The organism is Niabella terrae (genome assembly GCF_054783135.1).
On record NZ_BAAGRD010000008.1, the window covers coordinates 113,083 to 126,950 of the forward strand.

General features: G+C 47.6%; 8 protein-coding genes. All 8 read left to right on the forward strand.

The window, feature by feature from the left end:
* Positions 1 to 4: 4 nt before the first annotated feature.
* Positions 5 to 2,230 (forward strand): glycosyl hydrolase family 95 catalytic domain-containing protein, encoded by a 2,226-nt coding sequence (locus tag ACYVI9_RS08735; protein WP_460763434.1) that lies wholly within the window; start codon positions 5 to 7, stop codon positions 2,228 to 2,230.
* A gap of 30 nt (positions 2,231 to 2,260) precedes the next feature.
* The gene (locus tag ACYVI9_RS08740) at positions 2,261 to 3,553 is read left to right on the forward strand and encodes a DUF2264 domain-containing protein (protein ID WP_460763437.1); all 1,293 of its coding nucleotides are present in this window, start codon (positions 2,261 to 2,263) and stop codon (positions 3,551 to 3,553) included.
* Between the two features lie 378 nt (positions 3,554 to 3,931).
* Positions 3,932 to 4,522: an RNA polymerase sigma-70 factor gene (locus tag ACYVI9_RS08745; protein ID WP_460763439.1), complete on the forward strand. Its 591-nt coding sequence runs from the start codon at positions 3,932 to 3,934 to the stop codon at positions 4,520 to 4,522.
* A gap of 96 nt (positions 4,523 to 4,618) precedes the next feature.
* Positions 4,619 to 5,662, forward strand: coding sequence for a FecR family protein (locus tag ACYVI9_RS08750; protein WP_460763441.1), 1,044 nt, complete (start codon positions 4,619 to 4,621; stop codon positions 5,660 to 5,662).
* Between the two features lie 120 nt (positions 5,663 to 5,782).
* Positions 5,783 to 9,223, forward strand: coding sequence for a SusC/RagA family TonB-linked outer membrane protein (locus tag ACYVI9_RS08755; protein ID WP_460763444.1), 3,441 nt, complete (start codon positions 5,783 to 5,785; stop codon positions 9,221 to 9,223).
* 10 nt (positions 9,224 to 9,233) lie between these two features.
* Positions 9,234 to 11,162, forward strand: a complete 1,929-nt coding sequence (locus tag ACYVI9_RS08760) for a RagB/SusD family nutrient uptake outer membrane protein (RefSeq protein WP_460763446.1) — start codon at positions 9,234 to 9,236, stop codon at positions 11,160 to 11,162.
* Positions 11,163 to 11,178: 16 nt separating this feature from the next.
* On the forward strand, positions 11,179 to 12,354 hold the full coding sequence (locus tag ACYVI9_RS08765) for a DUF5000 domain-containing lipoprotein (RefSeq protein ID WP_460763449.1): 1,176 nt from the start codon (positions 11,179 to 11,181) through the stop codon (positions 12,352 to 12,354).
* A 55-nt stretch (positions 12,355 to 12,409) separates the two neighbouring features.
* Positions 12,410 to 13,516: a DUF4998 domain-containing protein gene (locus ACYVI9_RS08770; RefSeq protein ID WP_460763452.1), complete on the forward strand. Its 1,107-nt coding sequence runs from the start codon at positions 12,410 to 12,412 to the stop codon at positions 13,514 to 13,516.
* The last annotated feature ends 352 nt before the right edge of the window (positions 13,517 to 13,868 follow it).

The window sequence follows — 13,868 nt, forward strand, 5'->3', positions numbered from 1 at the left end:
TGAAATGAAAAGATATTTTTTTTTAGTACTGTCTTTCTTACCGATGGGGCTGGTTTTTTCTCAGACGCAGTTGATTGACTGGACCGGGTTTCTTGAGAGAAATGATCCGGTCTATGACACGCTGACCTCGCAGTGGGAAGCAGGTCTTTTTACCGGCAACGGATTACTGGGCACCATGATCTATATGAAAGATGCCCAAACCCTGCGTATCGATATCGGACGCAGCGATGTCGTCGACCACCGCGTGGGTATTGGTTCGGCCCTCTATAATAAAGCCCGGTTACCTATCGGATATTTTACCCTGCGATTTAACGGGAAACTGCGCAACAACCACGCCAGGATTGATTTATGGAATGCGTGCGCCAAAGGGACAATTCTAACCGACAAAGGCCGGATTCAATGGGAATCAGAAACCCTTTCCCAGACAGATATTATATTATTGCGTATAAAAGCCAGCGGTTCGGAGCAGGGCCAAGTTGACTTTGTACCTGGGGTATCCCGAAGTGAGCGCAGCTTATTTTCCTATGTCACAGATGTTCCGGCCGGTTATCAGGCCAATCCACTCCCGCGGCGGCAACAGGAAGGCGGGTTGACATGCTGGCGGCAAGCGATGCTGGCGGGTGGCGAGTATGTGACTGCCTGGACCAGTAAAAAGGACAACGGCTGGAAGCAATATTATATCACCGTAGCCTACGAAACCACCGGCGCTGCACTGAATAAGGCACGCGAAAATTTACAGCACGCGACCCAAACGCATACCGATAGCCTGCTGGCCAGGCATCGCCGCTGGTGGCATCACTATTACCCTCAGAGTTTTCTGTCCCTGCCGGATCGCCGGACCGAAAGCTTTTATTGGATCCAGCAGTATAAAATGGCATCAGCAACCCGGGAAGGCCGCCCACCGATGGATTTGATGGGCCCCTGGTACCACAAGACGCCTTGGCCTGCCTATTGGATGAACCTGAATATGCAACTCAGCTACTCCCCTTTGTATGCGGCCAACCGGTTGCAGCTGGCCCGGGGTCTGGTTAATATGTTGAATGCCGGAAAAGCCAACCTCAAACGCAATGTGCCGGAAGCTTACCGTCACAATGCCCTGGCACTGGGCAGATTCACCGGTCGGGATCTGTACCATCCCGTCAGGGTCTTCCGCGACCGGGACCCTATGGCAGCTGCTGCCGATCTGGAATTGGGGAACCTGACCTGGTGTTTGTATTATTACTGGTTGCAGTACCGCTATAGCATGGAGGACAGCATCCGGCAATCACTGATTCCACTGTTACGCGGCAGCATCAATTATTACCTGGACATCATCTACAAGGAAGCTGATGGCCACTGGCATTTGCCGCCGACTTATTCCCCCGAGTATCCTGACGGCATCACCCGCGACTGCAATTATGATTTGTCCCTGTTGCGGTGGGGATGCCGGACACTGTTGGAGCTGAGTCCCGCAGACAGCCTGGCGCCGGTGTGGAAAGATGTATTGGAAAACCTGACCCCCTACCCGCAGGATGAAAACGGGCTACGCATCGGTCGCGATATCGGATTGAGTCAATCCCACCGGCACTACTCCCATCTGCTGATGATTTACCCGCTGCATTTGATGACCTGGGATCAGCCTGAAAACAGGCCGCTCATACAAAAATCACTGGAACACTGGCATAGCTTTACCGGGGCGCTGCAGGGCTATTCCTTCACGGGCGGTGCCGCAATCTATGCGCTGATGGGGCGCGGGAACCAGGCACTGGATTACCTGAACCAGCTTTTTGATCGCTACGTTAAACCCCATACCATGTACATGGAATCGGGACCGGTAATCGAAACACCACTGGCGGCGGCAGCCACCATCCAGACCCTGTTGTTGCAAAGTGATGCCGGCATTGTTAAGGTGTTCGGGGCGGTCCCCGAAAGCTGGCAGAATCTTTCTTTTTCACAGCTGCGGGCTCAGGGTGCCTTTTTAATAAGTGCTGTAAGAGCGCAGGGAAGGACCCGGTGGTTACGGATCGAAAGCCCAAAAGGCGGAGCGCTGCTCCTCCAAGCCTCCTTACAGGGGGTCCTGCATCAGAAGGGTAGCCAGGTAGCAATAGAACAATGGAAGAAAGGCACCTATCGCATACGCATGAAACCGGGTGATCGGGTGACGCTGTATACGGATCCGGCAGACCTTAAGGTTCAGCTCCAGCCCGTAGACCAACCGAAGAGCGGTCCGCAGTGGGGATCTAAAAGATAAGATTCAACATCATTTAAAAAATATAGCATTATGAGATTATTGAAGTTTTTGACAGCCGTATTCTTTTTCTTCCTGCTGGCGGGCATCCCGGCAAAGGCCCAGGGCCATATTACCAAATCCAAAAAAGCCATTCATCCAGCAGTAGGCTCCGGTGCCGCAGACCGGCAAGTCTGGGTGACGCTCCTGCATAAAATCGCCTGGCCCGTTGTGGAAAACCTGGCTCAAGGCAGTTTAAAAAAAAATATGCCGCTGGAGAAAGGCCCCGGCTATGGGCTGGGATTAAAACAGGTCACTTATCTGGAAGCCGTAGGGCGCTGCCTGGCAGGAATTGCTCCCTGGCTTGAGCTGCCGGATGATAATACCTCCGAAGGGCTGCTGCGTAAAAAATACAAAGCGCTGCTCAAACAAGGCCTCACGAATGCAGCGGATCCGGCCAGTCCCGATTGCCTTAATTTTAAAGGGCCTGCTCAGCCCATTGTTGACGCGGCTTATCTGGCAGAAGCATTTATGCGGGCGCCCAGGGCGCTTTGGGAACCCCTGGATGCTGTAACCAAACAACGTTATATTGATAATTTCAAATCCCTGAGGGACCGCAGTGGGGCGTATAATAACTGGCTGCTTTTTGCTGCCATCAGCGAAGGCTTTATCCGGCTGCAGGGGGAAGTGTTTGACCCGGTCAGAATCGATTATGCGCTGAACAAAATGCAGGAATGGTATGCCGGCGACAGCTGGTATAAAGACGGAGATTTGTTCAGTATGGATTATTACAATTCCTATGTCATTCATCCCATGCTGGTCGATTTGCTCGCTTCGCTTCAAGTCAAACCTGCGGGAACACATCCTCAGAAAAGCTATCAGGTCAAGCAGGCATACGATCAGGCTTTACAAAGAATGGTCCGCTACTCGGAATTCCTGGAAAGAATTATTGCGCCTGACGGAACTTATCCCGCTTTTGGCCGATCAGTGACCTATCGTACTGCCGCCTTTCAGGCGCTGGCTCAAACAGCGCTGCTGCATAAACTACCTGAATGGGTAAAGCCCGCCCAGGTGCGCTGTGCGCTTACCAGCGTCTTCAAAAACATGTTCGAGGGCAATCAGAACTTCGATGCCGAAGGCTGGCTGGTGTTGGGTTTTAACGGTCACCAGCCTATGATGGCGGATGTGTATACCTCTACAGGTAGCCTCTATATGGCCACATTGGGATTTTTAACGCTGGGTCTTCCGGTATCGGATCCTTTCTGGACTGATCCTCCTGCCGACTGGACCAGCAGGAAAGCCTGGAGCGGAAAGCCGGTAAAGAAGGACTACAAAGTTGAATATTAAGCGTATCCGGATTAGCTATTCGCTGCGGATGCGCCGGTGATACCTGTTCCCCATCAGAATAAATTTCATACCGACGCCGGACATTACCGTCCGGCGTTGACGTTTTCAGGGCGCGTATTCATTTTGTCGGCATGCCGCCGGGCAGATGAAACGACAAGATGCCGCTTTTATGCCAGGCCCGATGACCTGATTCGGCCAGGAGACAATCCTCTCATTCTTTTTTTTCAAAAATAGACATTCAATAAAAATCATTAATATTGTTACGCTTATTGTAATATCCCTGAGCTTGTTGATGTGCCGGCAAAAGTATGCCATGCATCTGCCCGAACGATGCGCTACCGCCCGGACAACGATTGTGAAAAAAGTTTGTATACTGGATTGAACCGCCAAGAGCTATATGAATTGTCATGCCTGATTTCGGAGAGAGATGACGAATCGTCTTTTAAGGCGGTCTATGACGACCTATATTTCGATCTGGTTGCTTTTTCGAAATCAATGGTATTGCTGCAACAGGATGCTGAAGACATTGTTGTAGATGTATTTGTGCGTTTATGGGAAAACCGGAAAAACATGAGCAATATCAAAAACCTCTCAGCCTATCTGTATACCGCTACGAAGTATGCTTCATTGAATTGCCTGAAAGCCAGATCAACCAGAAACAATATTGATATAGACAAACTGGAAGATCATTTTGTATACGCATACACCTCTCCTGAAAACCAATTAATTAGCAAAGAAACTGTTCAGCAGATTGAGTCCGCAATTGCATTATTGCCGCCCAAAACCAAATTGGTGTTTTATATGATCAAGGAAAAGAGGCTAAGCTGCATGGAAATAGCTCAGATCCTGAATATTTCAGTTCGAACGGTTGAAACACAGGTCTATCACGCCGTGCGCAAAATTGCGGCTTTGTTGCAGAAAGCAGAGGACCTTTCTTCTGAAATTCCCCGACTGAAAAGAAAAGTGTAAAAAATAATTGAAAACCCGATACGTAGTTAAGGCGTTTTTATTGTCATTAGAATACAGCTTGTCAATTATATGGGAAAGGACCGGTTAATCGAGTTGTTGGCCAAAAAGCTATCAGGAAATTTTACCCTTCAGGAAAGGCGTGAGCTGGCTGATATGCTGAATACGGACGAATCACTTGAATTGCTCAGCCGGCAAGTTTCGAAACTAATGGACATGCAATTGCGGCAACGCAACTCCCCTGAGGATGAATTGAAAAAGGAACAGGACTGGATACAGGTACAAAGATTGATGGATCAGATACCTCCCGGTTATCTACCCCTGCATACCCGTAAGCGCAGTCGTGCACGCAAATTCTGGTGGGCGGCGGCAGTGGCCTTGGCAGTAGCTTCGACGGTAATAATGTACCGGATAGTAATGCCTGAAAAGCCGCTGCTTCAGGAGAGCGGTGTTATCGCGACAAAAAAGGGATCCAAAAGTTCTATTCTTTTACCTGACGGCTCTCGTGTATGGATCAACAGTGACAGCCGGCTGTCATATAAAAAAGGTTTTGGTAAGCAACACCGGGAATTGGTACTGACCGGTGAAGCCTATTTCGATGTAGTCAAAGATCCTGAACGACCATTTATCATTCATGCTTCCCAAGTGGATATTAAGGTGTTGGGTACAGCATTCAATGTACGCTCCTACCCTAAAGAGAAAGATATCGTTACGACGCTTGTACGCGGGCATCTTGAAGTTCAGGTGCATAAAGGCAGGGACTCCGGTATCTATCACCTGAATGCAGATGAGAAGCTTATAATAAAGAAAAGGACGACCCCTGCCGATGCGCGCCCTGCCGGTGATCAACAGGAGGAAGTGGTCTGGCAAAGGATAAAAAATAAAACAGACTCAATACCGCCGGAGGCCCAATGGACCCAAAACAGGTTGGTGTTTATTGATACCCCGCTGGGGGAAATTGCAGAAATTTTATCCAGGTGGTACGACATGAGGGTGGCGGTCGGCGGAGACGACCAGTTTAAAAATAGGAGGTTTACCGGTTTTTATGATGACCAGACGGTAGAGAAAGTCCTGGAATCTCTTAAAAGGGCCGGTAACATCAACTATCAGATTAAGAACAGCGAGATCATTATTAAACCATAACAGTAATAATATATGAACCCTAATGGCTATTAAAATCAGGGAAGCTGCGGGGCTTCCCTGAGGGAACAAACGAAAATTAACCACGATTTTTTGATTGCTTTTCATTTGAATATTAAAAATATGAAAAAATTGCATCGTCATGCCTACCATCGGGTACTTAAATTTCTTCTTTTAATGAAGCTGACCCTGATCCTGCTATTACTTGTATGCACCTCATTATGGGCAAATGACCTGTCCGGTCAGCGGATAAATCTGGACATAAAAGGCGCATCGATAGAAACGATATTAAAAACGCTGCAGGAGGACAGCCGTTATTCTTTTGTGTACCAGTCCGGTGTACTTCCAAAAGAGTATAAAATAGATTTGTTGGCCAAAAACGCGACGATAGATTATGTGATGGAACAGATTTTTCTGAATACACATTTGTATTATGAAAAGCTGGATGACAACCTTTTTATTATCCTCCGCACGGACCTTCCCCGCGAGTCTATCAACCGGGTACGTCCTCCGATAGAAGTGAAGGGAACGATAACGGATCGCGCAGGAGGCTTGATGCGTAATGTATCCGTTTTTGTAAAAGGCACCAATAACGGAACGTTTTCAAATGAGAAAGGAGAGTTTACCATTCAGGCGAACCTTTATGACAGTCTGGAAGTTTCTTATGTTGGCTATAAGACGCAGGTGGTTTTTATAACGGATAACCGTGTACTGAATATTATCATGGACGCGGAGGAAGGCAGTATGAATGAAGTGGCAGTGGTGGCTTATTCCAAACAAAAGAAGTCCAGTATGATTGCCTCCATTACGTCAATCAAAGCTTCGGAACTTCGGATGCCGAGTAGTAATCTTACCAATTCCATGGCAGGAAGGCTGGCGGGGATGATTGCTTACCAGCGGAGTGCGGAACCCGGGCAGGATAATGCCAGCTTTTTCATCCGGGGCATTACTTCCTTTGGCGCATCTGCCAAGAAAGATCCTTTAATACTGATTGACGGCATCGAACTGACACCCAACGATCTGGCCCGTCTCAACCCCGATGATATTGCCAGCTTCTCGATCATGAAAGATGCGATGGCGACCGCCTTATATGGGGCGAGGGGGGCAAATGGAGTGATTCTCGTAACTACCAAAGAGGGTAAGAACGGGAAAATGAAGTTTGATTTCCGATTTGAGAATTCTTATTCCTCCCCCACCAAAAAAATAGCATTGGCGGGACCGGTTACCTATATGCGAATGCATAATGAAGCGGTCAAAACCAGAGATCCGAATGGCCTGGTATTGTATACCGACGAACAGATAACGTTTACTGAAATGGGGGAACACAAAGATATTTTTCCGGCAACCGACTGGCAGGAGGCTATGTTCAAGGATGTGACTGTAAATAACCGGTTGAATCTCAGTTTTACCGGAGGCGGAAATGTCGCCCGCTATTATGTTGCCGCCAATATTACACGGGACAAAGGCAATCTGAAAGTCGATCGAAGGAATGATTTTAATTCAAATATCGACCTCTATAAATATTCAATCAGGTCCAATGTAAATATAAACCTTACAAAAACTACAGAACTGTCAACCCGGTTTGTGGCCAATTTTGATGATTACACCGGACCTATCGATGGAGGATCTGCGATGTACCGTAAAGTAATGCAAGCCAACCCGGTCCGGTTCAGGCCCTATTATGAGCCCGATTCTGCCTTTTCCTATGCCAAACATATCCTGTTTGGAAATTTTGAAACCGGCAATTATCTGAATCCTTATGCAGAAGCCTTACGGGGTTACCGGGAATACAGCCGGAACAATATGCTGACGACTATTGAACTGAAGCAGAACCTGGGACAATTTGTAAAAGGGTTGACCGCCCGGGCACTTCTGAATTTCGACCGCCGTTCGGAATACAGTATTTCAAGGGCCTATGTGCCTTTTTATTACAGCATTTCCTCATTTAATTTGATGAACGATTCCTATCGCCTGGTGCGACTCAACCCGGCTCAGGGAAGAGAAACGCTGGACTACGACGTCAATAATACAAGTCGCAACATTGAAAACTCCTTTTACTTCGAAGGGGCAACACAATACAATAATAATTTTGGCAAAAATACCGTGGATGGACTGCTGGTATTCACCGCCCGGCAGTTTCGGCAGGGTGCACCCGGGTCAATTCAATTATCACTTCCCACAAGAAACGTAAGTTTTTCCGGTCGTGGCTCCTATAACTATGACGATCGCTATCTGGCAGAATTTGCCTTCGGGTATAACGCTTCGGAACGATTTGCGATGAATAATCGCTGGGGCTTTTTCCCCACGGTGGGTGCCGGCTGGATATTGTCGAATGAACCGTTCTTCGCATCCCTGAAAAATACATTTCGGATGATTAAGTTGAGGGGGTCCTATGGGATCGCCGGAAACGAAGCCATTGGCAGTGCTGCCGAGCGGTTTTTTTATCTGTCCGAAGTCAATTTAAATGCTAACCGGAGTGTGAACTGGGGTGTGAACATGAACGAAAATCCCGGGGGTATCAATATCAGCCGTTATGCCAATGACCAGGTGGGTTGGGAACGCTCTTATAAGACCAATATCGGACTGGAGGTTAACATGAAAAACGGCCTTTCCTCGATTATTGAGGTGTACAGGGAGCGGAGGAAGAATATCCTGCAGGACCGCATCATGCCGGCTACGGCGGGCATCCTGCCTTCCGTCAAAGCCAATGTAGGCGAAGCGGAAGGAAAGGGTATCGACATTGAGCTCAATTACGACAAGAGTTTTGGCAACGGGTTGTTTATTACCGGCCGGGGAACATTTACCTACAGCACCAGCAAAGTCATTAAATGGGAAGAGCCGGATTATGGCAGCAACTACTGGCTTTCCAGAATCGGAACAAATCTGGGTCAGAACTGGGGATTGGTTGCCGAACGCCTCTTTATAGATTCGGCAGAAGTAAAAAATTCACCCAGGCAGGAATTCGGCGCGTATACCGGTGGCGATATCAAATACCGGGACATCAACAAGGATGGGAAAATTGACAACCTGGATTTTGTTCCGATCGGCCACCCAACGACGCCTGAAATAATCTATGGCTTCGGACTTTCGGTGACATACAAACAATTTGATTTTAATTTCTTCTTCCAGGGCCTGGGCCGGGAATCATTCTGGATGAACCTGAATAACGTGACACCGTTTATTGACGGCGACGGCGGCGACGGGCGCGTTGGCCAAAACGCGGTAATGAAAGCGATCGCAGATGATTATTGGTCGGAAACCAACCCCAACCCCTATGCATTCTGGCCCAGACTGGCAAATTATAACATCGATAACAACCGGCAGTTAAGTACCTGGTTTATGCAGAATGGTAGTTTTCTGCGCCTAAAATCTCTGGACGTGGGTTATAGCCTGCCGGCCTCGCTGCTGGATCGTTATAATATATCCAATTTAAGGATTTACTTCAGTGGATCTAACCTTTTCTACTGGAGTGCTTTCAAACACTGGGATCCGGAGATGGCAGGTTCGGGCTTTGACTATCCGCTACAGAAAGTTTTTAATGTTGGTATTAACGTTAGCCTTTAAATCATTTGTGATGAGAAATAAATTTGTAATAACGTTGACGCTTTTGTTGTTATTGGCACAGATATATTCCTGCAAAAAGTACCTGGACGTGGTTCCGGATAATATTCCCACCATTGACGATGCTTTTTCTGATAGGTATAATGCGATGAAGTTTCTGGCTACCTGTTACTGGGGCATACCTAAATCGGCAGGCTGGAATGAGAATCCCGCTTTGCTGGGTTCCATGGAGTTAATCTTTAACCGGGACCATAGAACTCAGGCCGGAATGCAGGTTGCATTGAGCGAGAATAGTGCCGCAAGGTCGCTGATTAATTACTGGAGTAATAATAATGACCTGGTTCGGTCCTTATATGCCGGTATGCGCGACTGTAATGTGTTTCTGGAACGCATTGAGGGCGTGCAGGATGTCAACCGGTATGAGAAAGAACGGATGAAGGCGGAAGTAAAGCTGATAAAAGCCTATCTGAATTTCTACCTGATTCAATATTATGGACCGATTACGCCCCTGCGCGAAAATACCCCTGTAAATGAATCCAGTTCAGACATTCGGGTATACCGCGAAAAAGTGGACGACTGTTTTGCCTATGTACTGGAGTTGCTCAATGAAGTGATCCTGTCTGATGCGCTGCCGTTGATCATTGAAAATCGGAACACCGAACTGGGACGTTTCACAAAACCGGCAGCCTATGCGCTGAAGGCAAAAGTACTGATGTATTGGGCCAGTCCGCTGTTTAATGGAAATACAGACTACAGCGATTTTCTCAACGAAAAGGGAGAACCCTTTTTCAACCAGCAATTCGACAAAACCAGATGGGATAGCGCTGCCGTCGCCTGTAAGCGGGCTATCGAGGTATGCCATACTGCAGGGATCCGCCTGTACCAGCCGGCGGATTATCAGGCGGTGAATGCCAAACAGATCTCTGACACGACCCTGCTGATCAATACCCTCCGCAGTGCTGTTTCCCAGCGCTGGAATCCGGAAATTATCTGGGGTAACTCATCCTATCCGGCAAACTGGAACTTTCAGATTACCTGTATTCCCAGGCTTGAGGCGGCGACGTCAACGCCTTCGGGTATGACCGGAACGATGAGCGCGCCATTGTCAACTGTTGAACTATTCTATTCCAATCATGGGGTTCCCATAAGTGAAGATGTAACTTACCCGTATGCAGAAAGGTATAATATTCGTGTAGGCGACGCCGCACATAATTTACTGATTGCAGAAGGAGAGAAGACCGCAGCCCTGAATTTCGACCGGGAGCCCAGATTCTATGCGACGCTTGGATTTGACCGGGGTCGCTGGTATGGTAACTTTTATAGAAGTTATAATGAGGATGAAACGCCATTTCCCAGAAACCGATTCGGAGAGTATTCTTCCGTTTTCAACCCCGGAGAATATAATGCTACCGGCTACTGGCCAAAGAAACTGGTCGCCATGAATACCACCTGGCGGGACGCCAATGCCGTATCTGAGGAAGTCTACCCCTACCCTGATATGCGATTTGCAGATCTAATGCTTTTGTGTGCCGAGGCTTTGAATGAGGCCAAGAGCGCTCCGGATCCGGAAGTGTATCAGTATGTTGATTCAGTGCGTGCCCGGGCAGGCCTGCCGGGCGTAGTGGATAGCTGGAGCGCTTATTCGAATCAGCCCACCAAGCCCCTGACCAAGGAGGGAATGCGGGAGATTATCCGAATGGAGCGAAAGATAGAACTGGCCTGCGAAAGTGTGTCTTTCTGGGACAGTAACCGATGGAAGACCGCCCTGGAAGAAAGGAATCGGCCGGTTCAGGGCTGGAATGTAAACGGCGCGGAGGCAGAAGAGTATTATACCGTAACGAATGTCTACCTGCAACAGTTTACTTACAGGGATTATTTGGCGCCTATTCCCCAGTCAGAAATGATTAAAAATCCATTACTCATCCAGAACCCTGGATGGTAATTTTAAAAAGTTTCCCATGTCTAGAATTTATGTACTGTTAATTGTTGTGGGTTGCCTTTTTTGCCGCTGCACCAAGAAAGTGAATGAACCCATATCCGAGAGTTCAGGAAAACCCATGCCTGTAACCGATGTAACTGTCGAAAATATACCGGGTGGCGGTGTTATTTATTATAAAATTCCGCAGCAGGAGGATATTATCAGTATCAAAGCGGTATATACAACAGATAACGGCACCCAACAGGAAGCGGTCGCTTCCGTTTATGATAATAAGCTCACCGTCAGGGGGTTTAACAGTACCGGTCCCAGAGATGTACAACTTTATACGCTCAACCGGGCGCAGGAAGCTTCAGATCCGGTAACCTGCACCGTAAATCCTCTTGAATCAGCGCTGAGTCTGACAACCAAAACCATGTTTATTCAGGAGGATTTCGGTGGGGTCAGATATAGCTGGATTAACCAGTATAAAATGCCGCTGATGTTTGAGTTTTACACACCCGACTCACTGGGCAGAATGGAGCTGGTCCGGATCATCAATTCGCAACTGGATACGACATCCTTGTCTTTAAGGGGTTATGCTCCGGAGCCCCGGGTTTTCGGTGTTGTTATCAAAGATAATTATGGTAATCGTTCCGATACGGTATTTCCTCAGGGTCGATTCGTAACACCGATCTTCGAAACGCGGCTGCCGAAGAATAAAATGAGCATCATGCGGTTGGCAAACGATCAGAATTTTACCAACTTCGAAGGGTCAGACGCTAAAATTATCGATGATGACGTGACCTCCTTCGGACATTCACCTTCTTCTTCACTGCCGGCACCTTTTACGATTGATCTGGGAACGCTTGCTAAAGTCAGCCGGATTGTGCTATTTCAGCGGAACTTCAGCAGTAGTTATTACAATTGGGGCAACCCCAGAAAATTTGATCTGTATGTCCGGCGTGACGCGCCCTCGCAAAGCGGAGACTGGAGCGAATGGACAAAGATCATGAGTACAGAAATTATAAAGCCGTCGGGAGGGACCTCCGGAACGGTGACCGATGACGATTTGCGTGCGGCGATAAACGGACATGAGTTTTCTTTCGATCTGTCACAGGAACCTATTCGGTATATAAGAATCGTTGTGCTGTCAACCTGGGGCAATACTACTTTCACCCACCCGGCTGAAGTTGATGTATATGGCCAACCCATGTGAGGATGGAGATAAAATTTAGCATTATTAACGGATAATGAGATTTAAAAAAACTCGTATGAAATTTATTACTTATATCACCTGTTTCGCAGTATTGATGGGTATCGTCTCCTGTGATAAATTTACAGATGTGCATAAGAAATATATCGAAGATGGCGAGATCGTTTATGCGGTAAAACCTGATTCGATCGTGTTCTATTCCGGTAAGGAGCGATTGAAAATGAAACTTTGGATCGAGAACGGCGTCAATGTAAAAGAAGTCGTAGTCCGTTGGAATAGCGGGGCTGATTCGATGACCATACCGGTTAGTTTCGGAGCAGGACGCGATAGTATGGAAGTGTATCTGAATGATCTTGTTGAAAAGTCCTACACTTTCGATATTAGTTCGATCGATGCATTTGGAAATCGCTCCTTGATCTATACACAGTTTGGGTCCGCCTATGGAGATGTGTATGCATCTTCGCTGATTAACAGGAGACTCAAACAAGTGACATTAACGGAAGAAAATGCCAGTCTGGAATGGTTTGCGGCCCAGGAAGGAATGGTTTTAAACGAAATAAAATTTACCGATAAGGAAGGCCAGCCCCAACAACTAAAATATTCCTCTGGTTTATTTACCACAGTCATTCCGGCAAAAGCAGGAACTGCTTTTCAATACCGCTCTTATTATATCCCACAGCAAGGTGCCATCGACAGTTTTTATACCGACTGGGCTGAGGGGGCAATACCGGAGTTGTATCTATACGATCGGTCCGATTGGGAAGTGATTGCTGTTTCAGATGAAACTGCCAGCGACGGGGGTGGTAAGACAACACTTATCGATGGAGATCTAGGTTCTTACTGGCATTCGCAGTGGGATCCCGACAATGCGCCGCTGCCTCACTGGGCGATCATAGACATGAAAACAACTAAGAATCTTGGTGCTTTTGATATTTACCGAAGAAGAGGAAATGGCGACTCCAAAACCGTACAGATATTTGCAGGAACAACTGCTGATCCCAATGGGACATGGACACTTGCTGCGGAAGGAGATTTTGTGTCCGGAGATTTGTTATCGTTGACCGCAACGCCTGGCAGTAGCGGCAGGTATTTGAAGATTTATCTGCCGAACAGTAACCGCGATCCGTTTACAAGTATTGCGGAGGTCTACGTCTACGGAAATTAACAAGCTTTTTTGATATTTAGCGGGAGACGAATTTTTCAGACATTGTGCAAAGAATTTTCCGGATATCCGTGATAGCGGTTGAGGTAATTGCGGCCGGCGTCAGATGTATTTGCCATTGTCCGGGCAATGCGTTTTCAAACATTGATGTAAGGTATAATTCAAAACATCCATCCGGATCCATTGTTCGAAAAGACCGATTATACCGGGAGCCGGAGGGGGTGTTCTCGGCGTTGACCAATCCGCCGCGCCGGACGATGGGTTTTCGTTTCGTTATGAGAACGATGAAATGCCAGGATTGCATCGAAGTAAAATGGCAGGAACGGCGGATTTGCGGCCCGGATAAAAAATAAGG